The organism is Pseudomonas sp. Pdm06, assembly GCF_014851795.1.
GTDB lineage: Bacteria > Pseudomonadota > Gammaproteobacteria > Pseudomonadales > Pseudomonadaceae > Aquipseudomonas > Aquipseudomonas fluorescens_AA.
In genome coordinates this window covers 44,712-61,628 of record NZ_JACVAH010000002.1, presented here as the reverse complement: position 1 = coordinate 61,628, position 16,917 = coordinate 44,712, and the positions used below count along the sequence as shown (strand labels likewise).

Genomic DNA, 16,917 nt, shown 5'->3' with positions numbered 1-16,917 from the left:
TTTGACCATGAACACCCAGACCAAACCGCTGACCAATCAAAGTCTGCTCGCACCATCCCAACTGGCATTGCTGGCGGCCATTGTACTGTTCGCCGCCATTACCCCAACCATCCTCATGACTGCACCGGCAGTGGCGGCGCAACTGGCGACTCAATGGCAGTTGAGTCCGTCACAAATCGGCGATCTGTTCTCCACCGAACTCGGCGCCATGAGCCTGGCCACCCTGCCCGCTCTCTGGTGGCTGAAACGTATCGACTGGCGCCGAGCCGCCTTGCTGTCCGGGGTTCTGTTTATAGCAGCCAACCTGTTCTCGATGCTTGCCCATGATTATTCGATGCTTTTGGCATTGCGCTTTTGCAGCGCTCTGGCGGGCGGTTCGTTGATGATCATTTGCCTGTCCAGCGCTGCCTCGACGTCCAACCCCGGTCGCGTCTACGGCTTATGGGTGATGGGGCAACTGGTGGTCGGGGCGATTGGTTTGAGCATCCTGCCACGCCTGTTCGAACACTACGGGCTGTCGGCCTGCTACTTGATCCTCGCCGGGCTTATGACCATTTTTCTGCCACTGACGCGTTACTTTCCCCAAGGCAGTCCTCCAACTGAAAAAACCGCCGAGCACGTAGCCCTTGCCTCGAAGTGGAAGGCCATACTGGGCATTCTTGGCATCCTGAGTTTTTACATCAGCCTCAGCGGTGTCTGGACCTTTATCGGCTCCATCAGCACCCACGCCGGCCTCTCTGCCGAGTCCAGCGGCGAGATTCTTTCCATCGCCACGATGACAGGCATTGTCGGTGCGGGTTGTGCCTCGCTAATTGGCAATCGTCTGCCACGCCTGCTGCTGTTGCTACTGGGTTACGGACTGATGGCAGGCTCGGTGCTGTTGTTGCTAGGCCAACCCGAAATGCTGCGTTTTGCGTTGGCAGCGCTGCTGTTCAAGTTCACCTGGACCTTCATTCTGCCGTTGATTCTGGCCTGCCTGGCCGACCTCGACCGTTCCGGAAAACTGATGAACGCCTCCAATCTGGTGATCGGCGGAGGCCTGGCCATCGGCCCGACAGTCGCCGGCCGGTTGATCGAAGCCAGCGGCAGTTTCCAAGCGCTGCTGATCGGAGGGACCTGCATCACCTTGCTATCTCTGGTGTTGATTCTGAGCTGCCGCCCTAGCGCATGAGCAGCCCTTTTACCCTAAAGAAAATGGAAACGACGATGAGCCGAAAAAGTGCATTTTTCTTCGACGAACTCAGCCTTTGGCATAGCGCCGGACTGCACGCCTTGACCTTGCCAGTGGGAGGTTGGGTGCAACCGCCCGCTGCTGCCGGCCACGCCGAATCGCCAGAAACAAAACGCCGGTTGAAGAGCTTGCTGGACGTCTCTGGCCTAACCCGACACTTACAGGTACGAAGCGCCAATGCGGCAACGCATGAGGACCTGCTGCGGGTTCATACGCCTGACTACCTGCAACGCTTCAAGGCCATGAGCGATGCCGGTGGCGGTGAATTGGGGCCGAACGCGCCCATCGGACCCGGCAGTTATGAAATAGCCAGGCTCTCCGCCGGGCTGGCCATGGCAGCGGTCGATGCCGTGCTATCCGGCGAGGTCGACAATGCCTATTCCCTTTCACGCCCACCGGGCCACCACTGCCTCGCCGACAGCGCCATGGGCTTCTGCTTCCTGGCCAATATCGCCATCGCCATCGAGGCCGCAAAAGCTCAACGAGGCCTGGGCAAAGTCGCAGTGATCGACTGGGATGTGCACCACGGCAACGGCACGCAATCCATCTTCGAAGATCGTGGTGATGTGCTGACCATTTCGCTGCATCAAGATGGCTGCTTCCCTCCCGGTTACAGCGGTGAGGCCGATCGCGGCCGCGACGCGGGATTGGGTGCGAATATCAATATTCCATTGCCCCCCGGCAGTGGTCATGAGGCTTATCTCTATGCGATGCAGCGTATCGTGATTCCGGCACTGGAGCGTTTCGAGCCAGAGTTGATCATCGTCGCCTGCGGCTACGACGCCAACGCCGTCGACCCACTGGCGCGGATGCTGTTGCACAGTGACTCGTTCCGGCAAATGACCCGATGTGTATGCAAAGCCGCCGAACGCCTGTGCCAAGGCCGTCTCGTTCTGGTGCATGAAGGCGGGTACTCCGAAGCGTATGTGCCGTTTTGCGGGTTAGCAGCGATTGAGGAACTGGCGGGCATCAGGACTGAAGTTACAGACCCCATGTTGGAGTTTGTGCAGATGCAGCAACCGAAGGAGGAGCTTGCCGCGTTTCAGCGGCACTTGATCGATGAGTTGGCCGAAACACGCTGAGATTTGGTACTGACAAGATTGCGGGTCAGTTGAGGCCCACGCGTGGCGAAAAAAAACCGATGCCATGACAGGCATCGGATTTTTTTGCCAGCAAAGATCAAGCGTCGGGCCTTGATTGCTCCTCTGGGCAAGCTTCGAACGGCTCTGGCAGCCACAGACATAGAGCCCGGCAGCCATAGTCAATGAATCGCTCCGGGTTTCGTAGACACCTCCATACCTTAAAATGAGGCCAATCAGGAGGTGCCATGAGCAACCCGCGTTATCCCGAAGAATTCAAAATCCAAGCGGTCGATCAAGTGACCGAAAAGAAGCTTCCCGTCGCTGACGTAGCGGCCCGTCTTGGTGTGTCGACGCATAGCCTCTATGCGTGGATAAAGCGCTACAGCAAACCTCAAGAAGAACGGCAGCAAGACGATGACCAGCACGCTGAACTGCGTCGACTGCGAGCGGAACTCAAGCGGGTCACTGAAGAGCGAGACATCTTAAAAAAGGCCGCCGCGTACTTTGCCAAGGAGTGCGGCTGAAGTACGTCTTTATCAAGCAGCGCGCGGGCGACTATTCCATTCGACGGCTTTGCCTGACGCTGAAAGTCCATCCCAGTGGTTATTACGCCTGGTTGTCTGAGCCGCAATCTGCACGCGCTAAAGATGATCAGCGATTGCTGGGTTTGATTCAGCATTCATGGCTGGAAAGTGGCGGAGTGTATGGCTATCGCAAAATCCATGATGATCTTCGCGAGGTCGGTGAAGATTGTCGTCGGCATCGTGTGGCGAGGCTGATGCGTCTTGAGGGGCTGCGCTCTCAGGCAGGGTATCGACGACGTCCTGGAAAGTACGGAGGTAAGCCAACAGTCGCCTCACCCAATTTACTGAAGCGCCAGTTCGATGTCGTAGAACCCAACAAAGTGTGGGTCACCGACATCACCTACATTCGCACGTACGAAGGCTGGCTGTATTTGGCTGTGGTGCTGGATCTGTTTTCTCGTCAGGTCGTTGGCTGATCAATGAAGTCGTAGATGACCAGTTGTCTGGATGCTCGTAGCGATGTGTTCGACTACATCGAGATGTTCTACAACGCAAAACGCCGTCATGGTTTCAACAATCAGCTGTCACCGGTAGAGTTTGAAAAGCGTTACGCAATGAGCTTGCAAGGTGTCTAGAGAATCCGGGGCGATTCACCCTCACCAAGCACTGCCCCTCTCGTTAGCGCTACACTCGGCAATGAACCCCACGTTCATCGTTAGCAGGGAGCTCAACGTGTACCCAGGCAAAATCAGACCGACACGCTCCACCGTACGACGCTTATCTCGCCTCCCCTTCGGCTCATGTCTTGAGCAACTCCCTCCCCTCGGCAATTCACCGACGCATTCGATAAGCACCCTGGACAGGAGAGTAGCGTGACCACTCTTATCAAAAAATATAAATGGCCCGCCCTGTTGGCCGTCGCGCTTATTGTGTTTTCCGCACTGATATTCTTTTTGATCAAGTCATACACGTACGACTCATCGACCTACTTCGAGTCCCGCGACTTCATTCGTCAACTCAAACAATCCGACGCGAACTGGAACGGCAAGATCCTGAGGAAAAAGATCGGCATCAACAACAACCTGTCACTGGCCGCGCCCCCGGAGGCCGACAGTCGCTGGCAGCAGTTGGAACGACTCAACAACTCCAGCCCCCTGGCGGCACTTTGGGCGTCCCGGCGCAACGGTTATGTGGATGCCGTCAAGAACAAGACCTTGCTGGTGGAGCAATTCGAACAACACAACGCCCGGCTGCGCACGTCCCTGGATGCGCTGCCGCAGGCCGAAGACCAGATTCAAACGCTGCTCAAGGACATGCATATCGAAAGCCCCTTGGAGCGCCTGACCGCGGCGTCCAATGTGCTTGAGTTGACCCTGACGACACTGGAGTTCGGGCTTTACGTCACGACGGACAAAGCCCGGGAAATACAAGGCAAGTTGACTGAGCTGGAGCCGTACGTTCACCAGTTGCCCGCCGCCTATCAGGCGCCCTTCATCAGCCTCATCCAGCACGTCAAGACCATTGTCCAGGAGCAACCGGTGGTCAATGACCTGCTTGACCGCATCAGCGTCATTCCGGTTGCCCAGGAACTGGACAACATCAATGAGCTGTTGAACGAGACACAGCGCAGGACTGCCGCAACCGACCGTCAATACCACATCTACCTGGCCGTGTGCGCCAGTCTGATGGCTCTGCTGATGATCTACCTGGCGGTGCGCCTGGTTCGCAGCTATGCCGTGATCAATCAGATCAACCAAGCGTTGCAATCGTCCAACGAACGCCTGGAAGAGCGCGTGCAGGAGCGCACCCGTGAGTTGATGGAAGCCGAACGCGAACTGGTGGATGCGGCCCGAATGGCGGGCATGGCCGAAATCGCGACGAATGTGTTGCACAACGTCGGCAATGTGCTCAACAGCGTCAATATCTCCGCCGAGCTGGTGACTCGCAAGTTAAGGAGCAGCAAGACGCAGGGACTCACGAAAGCGGTCAACATGATGAACGAACATGCCGAGGACCTTGGCCGGTTCATTACCCTTGATGAAAAAGGCCGGTTGCTGCCGCGTTACTTCAACGAGTTGGTCGACTCCATTGCCGCCGAACAGAAACTGCTGATCGATGAGTTGGCACAGTTGACCAAGAGCATCGATCACATCAAGGAAATCGTCACGACTCAACAGACTTACGCAGGGGCCGCCAGGCTGATCGAACCGCTCAACGTCAGCGACCTGTTCGAAGATGCGCTGCGCATGAATTCGGGCGCCCTGAGCCGGCACCACGTCACCGTCATCAAGGATTACCAGGACGTACCCGCGATCATGGGGGACAAGCACAGGTTGTTGCTGATCCTGATCAACTTGATCAGCAACGCCAAATTCGCCATGTCGCATATCAGCGAACATCCGCGTGAAATGACCCTGGGGATCCGTATCCTCGACGAAACCCAGCTGTGCCTGAGCGTCAAGGACCGCGGAGAAGGCATTTCCCCAGAAAACCTGGCGCGCATCTTCAACCATGGTTTCACCACCCGCAAGGACGGTCATGGCTTTGGCCTGCACAGCTGCGCCCTGGCGGCGGTTGAAATGAACGGCCGCCTCCATGTCCATAGCGACGGCCCCGGGCAAGGCGCGCTGTTTACCCTGGAGATCCCGTTGGAGTTGGCGCGCGCCTGACCAGCGAAGGACGCAGGTTGACCCACCGAGATCGCGAGCAAGCTCGCTCCCACAGGGGATCTATGATGGACGTACTCTTGATGCGCACCCGGGGAAAAACTGTGGGAGCGAGCTTGCTCGCGATAGCGGTGTGGCTGTCACCCAGATTTGAATCTACTGACCGCATCGCGAGCAGGCTCGCTACCCCCTATTTCGTGTTCCCAGGCCGGCCGCTACGGCTTCTCCGGGTCGGCAATGCCGCCGCGTAGGCCAGCGCTTCCTCCCGGGAAGCAAAGGAGCCCAACCGGTCAGCCTGGGTACAGACTCTCCATGGGCCGCTGTTTACGCTGAGCACGTCATAACCGTTGATGTGCATTTTCGTCATCATCGCAGTACTCATGATCACCTCCGACTTTAACAAGGGTGCATCGCCTACCATACACGCTGATTACCCACGGCTGCCGACCGGACGTCGTGAAGCCCACTGCACCCGTGGTGCCCTCAGTGGGAATCCGAATCCCACAACCAGTCCCACAATCCCGGCAAATGGACGGGCTCTGCGCTGTGATCGACCGTCCGGGCCAAGGCCGCTCGCTCCAATGCCTGGTGGTCATCGTAGAACGGCCTGGCGGCGGTCCTCATGCCGGTGGCCTGGGCGCTGTCGAGCAGGATCTGCAGGTATTCGCGGGCATGTCGGGCGGTATAACGATTGATGTCGTGAAAGGTCACCACCACCGGAATGACCCCATCCACCGCTGGCAGTTGTCCGGCGGCGATGCGCTCGCGCACCTCGGAGAGTTGTCGGGTCAGGTTGATCCGCCGCCGAGGGCTCATCGTGATGCCCCAGACCTTGCCGTCATTGGCGCTCAGGTCGGTCAACAAGATGTGCAGGCCATGTTGCCGGTAGGCAGCTGCGGTACGCCTGTCGAAACTCCAGAAAGGTGGCCTGACCAGGGACGGTGCCGAACCGGTCATGGCGGCAATATCACTCCCGCCGCGGGTGAGCGATTGCTCCAGCTCATCAGGGCTCAGGAACCGATGATTGGTGTGCCAGTAGGTCGCCGTGTGGAAACCCAGCACATGGCCTTCCTGCTGCTGCCGACGCATCACTGAGCGGCCGATATCACTGCCGCCGGCCCGCGGCCCGCGGGTCTGCAGAAAAAACACGGCCTTGATGCCGGGCTGTACCGGGTTGTCTGCGAGCGCATCCAGCACCTCCAGGCTAGGGTTCCAGATAGACGAGGCGCTGGGACCATCATCGAATGTCAGCAGGAAACGGATCGGGGGTTGTGCGTGCAAGCGTTGTTCGGTTTGCGGCGTCAGTTCGATGGGGGCGCCAATGCAGCCCGATAAACCGATGGCGAGGGCTGCGATGGACAGGACCCTGGCGATTTTTTTCATGTTTTGCCTTTAGTTGATGCCGCGTTGCTTCGCCTTTGATCCCTGGCCGACGGTGTTGAAGCCCACCTTGGAGAAGGGTAACCGGGTTTGGTTCCTTGCAGTAAACAATGGCTGTTCGCAAATTTTTTCGTTGCCCTGCGCTTGAGCTTGAGCGGTATTAATTTGACCGTCTGGAAATTCGATGGAATTTTCCGAATGTCTTTGCATCCATCCGTATAGGACTATATTAGGGAGGATTTATGGGCGGGCCATCGCTTTACATCATTGACTACATACTCCATGGCGAACCCAAGTCATTCATTATTCGCGCAGAAGTGATGAATAACTCCGAGGCTTGGCATTGGGCCAGTTGCGACGCGGGAGTCGGGCGCATACCGAAATTCGGCAGGGAGAAGGTCAAGCGGGTTTCCAAGCCCCTGGCGGAAAAATACGGCATTACCGATGTACGCTGGCGGGCGAGCGTCGCGCCGACCTGGGTCAAGGAGTCCGGCTGAAATAACGTGTACCACTTCCGGCGCGCCGGTTGTCTGGCCGGGCGCCGGATTCTTCGACAGATCCGAAATAACTCAACTACGCTTAAACCACAGCATGACCCGCCCCTGGCGGGTTTCGTGCTGCCTCATCAACCCTGAATGGAGGTGTGACATGTCCGAAAAAGAGTCCATCACCACCCTGCTCACCCTGCTCGAATCACGTCAGGCCAGGCTCACGGCAGCCTGCAAGGAAATCGCCGATTGGGTCGACCACCAAGGTGGGCACCCTACCGCGGTGCGTATCCGCGACCGGCTCAACGACATCGACAAAGACGCTCCGTCGATCCAGAGCGCGCTGACGTCACTCAAGCCCGCCGAGCCGCCGCTGCCCAAGTTCCGCTGACACGCTACGTCAGAGGTTTCCCTTGAGTTCTACCGGTCGGAAAACCGATGGAACGCGGCCATTTTTTGCGCCTCGAAATGGATAGGCACCGGGGCAAATCAAAGAATTTTCGCCCATGGCGCGTGCATGGCCGCGCTATCCCCGCTCATTCAGATAAGCGACCCACCGCTCATAGGCTTCATGTTGACGCTGAACCGCCTCATCCCAAGTCGATCCGCTCATCTGATGGACACATATGAGCTTCATCATTTCCGCTGTTGCCGTATCGAGCTCCACCAAGAGCTCGTGGGATTTGATCTTGAAGTCTTCAACGGTGGTCATCTGTCTGTCCTTCCCCTACCGGGGCCAGCCATTGCACCCAACATGGATTCATTTTTTCGAAGCTGATTCCCTTTGAGGCGATAGCCGGTCGAAAGCCCGGTGCTGACGGTAGAGAAGATCGACTGGAGCGATGACAAGCTCAAATGAACTCAGCTTTTCCCACCCCGTCATGGTCGTACGGATAGGACCCTGAAAAATCGATATTTGAACGAGCAACTAATGCCAGGCTCAAATATTGCAGATATATTTCAGTTTAATGACAGTCACGGATCGAACACCACCATGAAAATTCGAGCGACCGTCATCTGCGAGGACAATCGCCACGTCCTGCTGGTTCGCAAAGCCAATAGCCGCTGGGCGTTACCCGGCGGTACCGTCGAACGCGGGGAAACCCACGCGGGAGCAGCCATCCGGGAACTGGCGGAGGAAACTGGCCTGGACGTCGAGAACCTGCTCTATCTGATGCGAATCAATGACGGGCAAACCGAGCACCATGTGTTCGAAGCCTCAGTCAGCGACTCGTCGGCGGCCCGGCCACAGAATGAAATCAGCGATTGCCTCTGGCACCCGCTGGATGCCATTGCCCAACTGCAAATGAAAAAGGGCACGCGGGATATTCTCGAGGCATTTCGCCGGCGGTTGTAACGAGTCGGTACAAGCGGGAAACTGAAACGAACAAGGGTTTGCATTAGCTTTCGCTCGCAAACCCTTGATTTTAGATGGTGCCCGAAGCCGGAATCGAACCGGCACGCCCTTACGAGCGGGGGATTTTAAGTCCCATGCGTCTACCAGTTTCGCCATTCGGGCGGTAGCGCGGTTAGCCATGGGAACGTCGGCAAAATCCAATGGCCGAAGTCCTGGCTGGTGCAGCAAGAGGGGGAATATATACATCCCTCCCCTGTGAAGCAAGGTAGCTTATGCCCTTTTCAAGACAAAACCTTTCAATGCTTTGAAAATAAAAAAGCTCCGTAAATCATAGATCTACAGAGCTTTTTAAAAGTGGAGGCCGAAGTCGGAATCGAACCGGCGTAGGTGGATTTGCAATCCACTGCATAACCATTTTGCTATTCGGCCTCAAGACGCTTGATGCGATGCAGCCACATCAACCGCGGTACAAACCTGATCAGGAAACAAGCCACTTACTCAGCGCTATCCCCTTGAAAACATTGAGATTTTTTACGTCCCAGTGCGTTCGATGGGCGCAATTATGTACTCATTTGCCTAGGCTGACAACCCCTTGATTTCAAAAAAAATTCGTCCAACGGCCAGCTTCCGCCAGACAACTGCATTGGGGTGCCAGGTGGAGGGTGGAAGGCTTTTGGAGTCGCTGCGCAACCCAGTGGGAGCAAGTTCCCTCGCCACGGGGAACGCCACAGGCCTTAGAGACAGTCGCAGCCCTGCACCATTATGGGTAACATACCGGCCTTCCCGCAGCCCTTCTGCGACCTGCCAAATAAGCCCATTCCATGCCTTTCGAACTCAGCGTTGACCTCACTACCCTCGCTATCCTTGCCGTTGTCGCCTTCATTGCCGGTTTCATCGATGCCATCGCCGGTGGTGGTGGGCTGCTGACCACGCCGGCGCTGCTGACCGCAGGTTTGCCGCCTCACCTGGTCCTGGGAACCAACAAACTCAGCTCGACCTTCGGCTCGGCGACGGCCAGTTTCACTTTCTACAAGCGCAAGCTGTTCCACCCAAGGCAATGGACCCACGCCCTCGTCGGCACTCTGATCGGGGCCCTGACCGGTGCCATCGTCGCCCATTACCTGCCTGCCGAGTGGCTGAACAAGATGCTGCCGGTGATCGTCTTCGCCTGCGGCCTGTACCTGTTGTTTGGCGGCACGCCCAAGGCGCCTCTGGACAGCGACGCACCGATCAAGAAGACCTGGCAGTCGCCCCAGGGCTTCAGCCTGGGTTTCTATGACGGCGTGGCCGGACCGGGTACCGGTGCGTTCTGGACGGTCAGCAGCCTGCTGCTCTACCCCATCGACCTGGTGAAAGCCAGTGGCGTGGCGCGCAGCATGAATTTCGTCAGCAACATCGCGGCGCTGTCGGTGTTCATCTTTTCCGGACAGGTGGACTGGGTGATCGGCCTGAGCATGGGCCTGTCGGTGATGATCGGCGCGTTCTTCGGCGCTCGCACCGCCATCAGCGGCGGCGCGAAGTTCATCCGACCGGTGTTCATCACCGTGGTGCTGGGTTTGACCGTGCGCCTAGCCTGGCAACACTGGTTCAGCGTGGCCTAAGCGCCGCGCCACATAAAGGTCGATCAGGTAGCGAGCGATCGAGCGCGAAGCCGGCAACGGTGGCAGGTCGTGGACGTTGAACCATTGGGCGTCCTCGATTTCATCTTCCTGGGGCACGATGTCGCCGCCGGCATATTCAGCATGAAAACCGAGCATCATCGAATGGGGGAACGGCCAGCACTGGCTGCCCACGTACTGGATGTTCTTCACTTCGATACTGACTTCCTCACGCACCTCCCGCACCAGGCAATCCTCGGCCGACTCGCCGGGCTCGGCAAACCCCGCCAGGGTGCTGTAGACGCCCGTGACGAAACGCGGCGAACGGGCCAGCAGGACTTCATCGCCGCGGGTAATCAACACGATCATGCTCGGTGAAATCCGCGGGTAGTGGCGCAGGTCACAGGCATCGCAATACATGGCCCGCTCCAACGGAATCTGGCTCATGCGCTTGCCGCAACTGCCACAGAAGCGATGCTCCCGGGCCCAGGTGCCGATTTGTGCCGCATAGCCCAACACCTTGTACAGCGTGTGGTCGCCCTCGAGCATGAACGCCCGCAGGCCTTTCCAGTTGCAGCCGGGAATGTCCAGCGAGTTGTGCAATTCCAACAGGTAGACCGGCTCGCCATCCAGGTGACCGATGCCGTGCTCGGCGAGAATCGACAGGTCTTGGCGCTTGAGCCACTCGCGGGGGAACAGCGCGCCGTTGTCGTCGAACAGAAAGCCTTCCGGGCTACGGGCCACGGCCCAGCCGCCAGGAAGATCGGTATCGAGTACTGCGGTGGTCCAGCGTGAAATCATGGTCAGTCAATCCAGAAATTCGGGTTTCTGTTTGCTCATATGGGCGGCCATGGCCACGCGCAGGTCGGTCGATTGCAACATGGCGGCGTTCCAGGTGGCGACGTATTCCAGGCCGTCGTCAATGCTGTGGTCGCGCATGTAGCTGATCATTGCCTTGGTGCCGGTCACGGCAATCGGCGACTTGGCGGCGATTTCCCGGGCAATGCCCATCACGCCGTCAAGCAGGCTGGCGGTGTCGCTGTAGACACGATTGACCAGGCCGATGCTGCGCGCTTCTTCGACACCGAAGGTACGCCCCGTATAAGCGAGTTCACGCAGCATGCCGTCCCCGATGATCCGCGGCAAGCGTTGCAATGTGCCAACATCGGCAGCCATGCCGATATCGATTTCCTTGATGGAGAACTGGGCGTCCTCGGCGGCATAACGCATGTCGCATGCGGCGATCAGGTCAATGGCACCGCCCAGGCAATAGCCTTGAATGGCCGCGAGCACCGGCTTGCGACAATTGTCCACGGCGTTGAACGAGGCTTGCAGTTGCAGGATCTTGCGCCGCAACAGCCGTGCATTGCGTCCCACGTCCTTGCCCAGCTCGTTGGCCACGCCCGCCAGCATCATCAGGTCTATCCCTGAGGAAAAATGCTTGCCGGCACCGCTGAGCACCACCACCCGCGCCTCATCGGTGTCATCGATCCATTGGAAGATCTCGATGATCTCGCGCCAGAAATCAGCGTTCATCGCATTGATCTTTTCCGGGCGATTGATCTGCACATGGGCGATGTTGTCGGCGAGTTCGACGTTGAACGCTTGGTATTGCGGCATGGCAGTGATCCTTTATCGGCTGAAAAGAGGCCTGAACTATAACAAGCCATCGCGACAGGACGTAGGCAGTGCATCGGCCAAAAGCGGGACTTGCGTACCGCAGGATTCATTGTGGGAGCCGAGCTTGCTCGCGATGACGGCTGAACATTCAATATTGATGCAAGCTGACCCACCGCCATCGCGAGCAAGCTCGGCTCCCACAGGGGGGCATTGATGTGTGATTACTCGCGCGCCTCCATTTGCCCATCCCAACCACCGCCCAACGCCGCAATCAGTTGCACGCTGGCAATCAAGCGGCTCTGTTGCAGGCTCAGCATGCTGCGTTCGTTGCTCAGCGCGGTGGCCTGGACAGTGACCACGTCGAGGTAGGCAATCAATCCGGCCCGGTATTGGTTCTGCGTCAGGCGCAGGGATTCCCGGGCGGCGTCGAGGGCTTCCTGGCGCACGCGAGCTTCGTCTTCCAGCACCTTGAGCTGGATCATGTAGTTTTCCACCTCGCGCAAGCCATCGAGCACGGTCTGGCGATAGGTGGCGACGGTCTGGTCATACGCCGCAACGGTGCGGTCGACTTCCGCCGAACGCTGGCCGCCATCGAACAGCGTCATCGCCAGTTGCGGCCCTACCGACCAGAAGCGGTTCGGCACGCTCACCCAGTTGTCGTAGGTACTGCTGCTGTAGCCGCCGCTGAGGCTCAGGGTCAGGTCCGGGTAATACGCGGCCTTGGCGACGCCGATGTTGGCATTGGCGGCCATCACCGAGCGCTCTGCCGAGGCGATGTCCGGCCGGCGCTCGAGCAGTTGCGAGGGCAGCGCCACCGGGATCTGCGGCAGGCTTGGGATGTCCTGGACCTCCGCCAGGTTGAATTCCGCCGGTGGCAGGCCGATGAGTACGGCGATGGCGTTTTCGAACTGGGCTCGCTGCCAGATCAGGTCGATCAGGTCGCCCTGGGTGGTCTTGAGCTGGTTTTGCGCCTGGGCCACCGCGTCCTTGCCGGAGACCCCGGCACGGTACTGGTTTTCGGTCATTTTCAGCGAGCGCTGATAGTTGTCGACGGTGGTTTGCAACAAACGCTTCTGCTCATCGATCACCCGCAGTTGCAAGTAGTTCTGCACCAGTTCCGATTGCTGGCTCAGGCGCATCGCCGCCAGGTCGGCGAAACTGGCTTGTGCGCTCGCCTCGTCGGATTCCAGGGTGCGGCGCAACTTGCCCCACACATCCGCTTCCCAGCTGACGCCAGCCTGGGCGTTGTAGGTGTCGCGAATGCCGCTGGACGAACTGCTCAAGCTCGAACTGCTGCTGCCGGTGCCCTGGCTGGAGCGCGTCTTGCCAACGGTCAGGTCCACGGTGGGGAAAAACGCGCCACGAGCATTGCGCACCAGTGCCCGGGCCTGCCGGTACTGGGCTTCGGCCTGGGCCACGGTCTGGTTGGAGGCGTTGAGCTTGTCCACCAGGCCGTTGAGTTGCGTATCGCCGTAGAGCTCCCACCAGGCGCCCCGGGCCAACGCATCGCTGGGGTTGGCCTGGCGCCAGCCCTGGGCCTCCTTGTACTGCACCGGGGCGGCCGCCGCAGGGCGCTGGTAATCCGGGCCGACGGCGCAGGCGCTGAGCATCGCCACGCACAGCACCAGGCTCAGCACCCGCGAGCCACGGGCGGTCGCCAACGTTGCGGCAAGATTGAAAGGCGAACGGTCGGTCATAGCGGAGTTTCCAGGGCAGCATCAGTGCGCACGCCACGCCAGCGGTTGAAGCGATGGCGCAGCTTGTCGAGATAAAGGTAAACCACCGGCGTGGTATAGAGCGTCAGCACCTGGCTGAACACCAGCCCGCCGATGATGGTCAGGCCCAGCGGCTGGCGCATTTCCGCGCCTTCGGCGGCGCCGAGCAGCAGCGGCAAGGCCCCCAGGATCGCCGCCAACGTGGTCATCAGGATTGGCCGCAATCGCAGCAGGCAAGCGCTGCGGATCGATTCCAGCGGCGTCTGCCCGGCACGCTCCAGTTGCAGCGCCAGATCGATCATCAGGATGGCGTTTTTCTTCACCACGCCGATCAGCAGAAACAGCCCCAACAGCGAGATCAGGCTGAACTCGCTGCCCAGTGCGTAGATCGACAACAAGGCGCCGACCCCGGCCGATGGCAAGGTGGACAGGATGGTCAGCGGATGGATGTAGCTTTCGTACAGCACGCCCAGCACCAGGTACACCGCCAGCAACGCGCCGAGGATCATGAACGGCTGGCTCTTCTGGGTGGCGGCGAACGCGTCGGCGGTACCGGCCATTTTCGCGATGACATCCTCGGGCATCCCGAGCTTGGCAATCGCCCGCTCGATAGCCGCGGTGCCCTGCTCCACCGTGACGCCTTCGGCCATGTCGAAGGAAATGCCCTCGGAAGCGAACTGGCCTTCATGGCTGACCCGGTCGTCCTCCAGGCTGTTCTCGTAATGGGCAATGGCTGACAGCGGTACCCGCGCGCCGTCGGCGGTGATCACCTGGACCTGCTCGAGAGTGCTCGGGTCCTGGGCATACTTGGGATTGACCTCCATCACCACCTGATACTGGTTGAGACTGTCGTAGATGGTGGAAATCTGCCGCTGGCTGTAGGCGTTGTTGAGCACCGCGGTAACCATGTCCATGTCGATGCCCAGGCGCTTGGCCTGGTCGCGGTCCACCACCAGCGTCACCTGCTGCGCCCCGCCACCGTCGCGGGCATCGATGGCGGTCAGCTCCGGCAAGGCCCGGAAGGCCGCCACGACCTTGGGGTACCAGGTGCGCAGTGACGCCAGGTCGGCGCTTTGCAGGATGTAGGAATACTGCGAAGTGGTCTGCTCGCGCCCGCCACCGAACTGCAGGTCCTGGTCGGCCATCAGCATCAATTGGCCGCCGGGGACCTTGGGCATTTCCTTGCGCAAGCGCTCGATGACCTTCTGCGCGGAAATGCCCCGCTCCTTGATCGGCTTGAGGCGCACCAGCATGAAGGCGTTGTTGGTACCGTTGTTGCCGCCGATGAAACCGGCGACGCTTTGCACGGCCTCGTCCTTGAGCACGGCACGGCGGAAGATTTCCATCTTCGGCTGCATCACATTGAACGATAGCCCGTCGTCGCCACGCACGAAACCGATCAGTTGACCGGTGTCCTGCTGTGGCATGAAGGTTTTCGGCACCACCACATACAACGCGACGTTCACGCCGATGGTCACCAGCAAGCTGAGCAAGGTCAGGCGCCGATGGCGCAGCACCCAGTCCAGGCTGGTGGCGTAACCACGGACCATCCGCTCATTGAGCCCCTGGCTCCAGCGCTGCAAGCGGTTTTCCTGCCCCGGTACGTGAGGCTTGAGCCAGCGGGCGCAGAGCATCGGCGTGAGCGTCAGCGAGACCACCAGCGAAACCACGATGGAGGCCGCCAGGGTGATGGAAAATTCGCGGAACAGGCTCTCGATGATGCCGCCCATGAACAGGATCGACAGGAATACTGCTACCAGCGAGACGTTCATCGACAGCAACGTAAAGCCGACTTCTTCGGCCCCCAGGTAGGCGGCTTTCATCGGTGGCACGCCTTCGTCGATGTGCCGGGAAATGTTCTCCAGCACCACGATGGCGTCGTCCACCACCAACCCGGTCGCCAGGATCAACGCCATCAGCGACAGGTTGTTCAGGGAGAAACCGTACAGGTACATCACCGCAAACGTGCCCACCAGCGACACCGGCACCGCCAGGGTCGGGATCAACGAGGCGCGAAAGTTGCCGAGGAACAGGAACACGACCAGCACCACCAGGGCCACGGCGATCAGCAAGGTCATTTCCGCTTCATGCAGGGTGGCCTTGATCACCGGCGAACGGTCCATCGCCAGGTTCAGCTTGACGCTGGCCGGCAGCACGGCCTGCAACGCCGGCAACTGCGCCTTGATCTCGTTGACCGTCTCGATGATGTTGGCCCCGGCCTGGCGGTTGATCACCAGCAGCACGGCGGCATCGTCGTTGAAGAAACCGCTGTTGTAGCGATCCTCGACGCTGTCGGTGACTTTCGCCACGTCCTTGAGCCGCAGCACCGAGCCGTCCTGGTAGCGGATGATCAGCGTTTCGTAGTCCTTGGCCTTCTCCAACTGGTCATTGGCCTGCACCTGCCACATGCGCCGGTCGTCCTCCACCGAACCCTTGGGCCGGCGTACGTTGCTGTCGGCGATAGCGGTGCGCACATCGTCCAGGGCCACGCCGTACTGATTGAGCAACTGTGGCTCCAGTTCGATGCGCACCGCTGGCAACGAACTGCCGCCGATCTGTACCTCGCCGACGCCCGACACCTGGGACAGGCTCTGGGACAGGATGGTGGATGCCAGGTCGTAGAGCTGGCCTTTTTCCAACACATCCGAGGTCAGCGACAGCACCATGATCGGCGCCTGGGACGGGTTGACCTTCTTGTAGGTGGGCATGCTGCGCATGCCGCTGGGCAACAGGTTGCGCGACGCATTGATGGCCGCCTGCACTTCCCGGGCGGCGCCGTTGATGTCGCGGTCCAGGTCGAATTGCAGGATGACCCGCGTAGAACCCTGGCTGGAGCGACTGCTCATGGTGTTGACCCCGGCGATAGCGCCGAAGGAGCGTTCCAGGGGCGTGGCCACGGTGGAGGCCATGACCTCGGGGCTGGCGCCCGGCAGGCTGGCCTGGACCACGATCACCGGAAAATCCATCTGCGGCAGCGGCGAAACCGGCAGCAGGCCGAAGCACACGCCACCGAGCAGCATGATGGCGAAGCTCAGGAGCATGGTCGCTACGGGGCGGCGGATGAAGGGGCCGGAGAGGTTCATCGGCCACCGTTCCGGGCTTCAGACCAAAGACCGAAAAGAATGACCGGACTTTTGTGGCGAGGGAGCTTGCTCCCGCTTGAGTGCGCAGCGCTCACAAAGGGGGCCGCTGCGCAGCCCAGCGGGAGCAAGCTCCCTCGCCACAGAAAGCCCGTCCAGCCCAGGTTTGCGGGCTT

General features: G+C 59.6%; 14 protein-coding genes, 2 tRNA genes and 1 pseudogene. 8 read left to right on the top strand and 9 right to left on the bottom strand.

The features are described 5' to 3' along the window. Positions 1-7 precede the first annotated feature (7 nt). The 4 genes and pseudogenes from IB266_RS03505 (at position 8) to IB266_RS03490 (ending at position 5,506) form a co-directional block, all read left to right on the top strand. Entirely contained in the window at positions 8-1,171 is a 1,164-nt protein-coding gene (locus IB266_RS03505; RefSeq protein WP_192260179.1) for an MFS transporter, read from the top strand. A gap of 35 nt (positions 1,172-1,206) precedes the next feature. Further along, the gene (locus IB266_RS03500) at positions 1,207-2,313 is read left to right on the top strand and encodes a class II histone deacetylase (protein ID WP_192260178.1); all 1,107 of its coding nucleotides are present in this window, start codon (positions 1,207-1,209) and stop codon (positions 2,311-2,313) included. Positions 2,314-2,558: 245 nt separating this feature from the next. Continuing rightward, positions 2,559-3,472, top strand: a pseudogene (locus tag IB266_RS03495) (IS3 family transposase). Positions 3,473-3,709: 237 nt separating this feature from the next. Continuing rightward, a complete protein-coding gene (locus tag IB266_RS03490) occupies positions 3,710-5,506 on the top strand; it encodes a DAHL domain-containing protein (protein WP_192260177.1) in 1,797 nt (598 codons plus the stop codon). Between the two features lie 187 nt (positions 5,507-5,693). On the opposite strand, the gene IB266_RS30635 is transcribed toward IB266_RS03490, so the two are convergent. Next, a complete protein-coding gene (locus tag IB266_RS30635; protein WP_072405740.1) occupies positions 5,694-5,885 on the bottom strand; it encodes a DUF2188 domain-containing protein in 192 nt (63 codons plus the stop codon). 101 nt (positions 5,886-5,986) lie between these two features. Next, a complete protein-coding gene (locus IB266_RS03485) occupies positions 5,987-6,886 on the bottom strand; it encodes a polysaccharide deacetylase family protein (protein WP_192260176.1) in 900 nt (299 codons plus the stop codon). A 239-nt stretch (positions 6,887-7,125) separates the two neighbouring features. On the opposite strand from IB266_RS03485, the gene IB266_RS03480 reads away from it, so the two are divergent. Both IB266_RS03480 and IB266_RS03475 read left to right on the top strand, forming a co-directional pair. Further along, positions 7,126-7,380, top strand: coding sequence for a DUF6555 family protein (locus tag IB266_RS03480; RefSeq protein WP_060742222.1), 255 nt, complete (start codon positions 7,126-7,128; stop codon positions 7,378-7,380). A gap of 151 nt (positions 7,381-7,531) precedes the next feature. Beyond that, a complete protein-coding gene (locus tag IB266_RS03475) occupies positions 7,532-7,762 on the top strand; it encodes a hypothetical protein (RefSeq protein ID WP_003201752.1) in 231 nt (76 codons plus the stop codon). Between the two features lie 135 nt (positions 7,763-7,897). On the opposite strand, the gene IB266_RS03470 is transcribed toward IB266_RS03475, so the two are convergent. Continuing rightward, a complete protein-coding gene (locus IB266_RS03470; RefSeq protein WP_060742221.1) occupies positions 7,898-8,083 on the bottom strand; it encodes a hypothetical protein in 186 nt (61 codons plus the stop codon). A gap of 282 nt (positions 8,084-8,365) precedes the next feature. Between IB266_RS03470 and IB266_RS03465 the strand changes: the two genes are divergently transcribed. After that, positions 8,366-8,728, top strand: coding sequence for an NUDIX hydrolase (locus IB266_RS03465; protein ID WP_060742220.1), 363 nt, complete (start codon positions 8,366-8,368; stop codon positions 8,726-8,728). Between the two features lie 75 nt (positions 8,729-8,803). Here the strand turns inward: IB266_RS03465 and IB266_RS03460 are convergent. Both IB266_RS03460 and IB266_RS03455 read right to left on the bottom strand, forming a co-directional pair. After that, positions 8,804-8,890: transfer RNA gene (locus IB266_RS03460), tRNA-Leu, on the bottom strand. A 193-nt stretch (positions 8,891-9,083) separates the two neighbouring features. Beyond that, positions 9,084-9,157, bottom strand: a tRNA-Cys gene (locus tag IB266_RS03455). A gap of 392 nt (positions 9,158-9,549) precedes the next feature. On the opposite strand from IB266_RS03455, the gene IB266_RS03450 reads away from it, so the two are divergent. Next, positions 9,550-10,329: a TSUP family transporter gene (locus IB266_RS03450; protein ID WP_192260175.1), complete on the top strand. Its 780-nt coding sequence runs from the start codon at positions 9,550-9,552 to the stop codon at positions 10,327-10,329. Here IB266_RS03450 and nudC read toward each other — a convergent pair. The 4 genes from nudC to IB266_RS03430 all read right to left on the bottom strand — a co-directional run bounded on the left by nudC (position 10,297) and on the right by IB266_RS03430 (position 16,744). Continuing rightward, positions 10,297-11,127 carry an NAD(+) diphosphatase gene (gene nudC, locus IB266_RS03445; RefSeq protein WP_192260174.1) on the bottom strand — a complete coding sequence of 277 codons (831 nt, stop codon included), beginning with the start codon at positions 11,125-11,127 and terminating at the stop codon, positions 10,297-10,299. The two genes, IB266_RS03450 and nudC, sit on opposite strands and share 33 nt — an antisense overlap. 6 nt (positions 11,128-11,133) lie before the next feature. Beyond that, entirely contained in the window at positions 11,134-11,946 is an 813-nt protein-coding gene (locus tag IB266_RS03440; RefSeq protein ID WP_192260173.1) for a crotonase/enoyl-CoA hydratase family protein, read from the bottom strand. A 221-nt stretch (positions 11,947-12,167) separates the two neighbouring features. Beyond that, positions 12,168-13,643, bottom strand: a complete 1,476-nt coding sequence (locus IB266_RS03435; RefSeq protein ID WP_192260172.1) for an efflux transporter outer membrane subunit — start codon at positions 13,641-13,643, stop codon at positions 12,168-12,170. Further along, the gene (locus IB266_RS03430; RefSeq protein ID WP_192260171.1) at positions 13,640-16,744 is read right to left on the bottom strand and encodes an efflux RND transporter permease subunit; all 3,105 of its coding nucleotides are present in this window, start codon (positions 16,742-16,744) and stop codon (positions 13,640-13,642) included. Before IB266_RS03430 ends, IB266_RS03435 begins: the two co-directional genes overlap by 4 nt. Between the last annotated feature and the right edge of the window lie 173 nt (positions 16,745-16,917).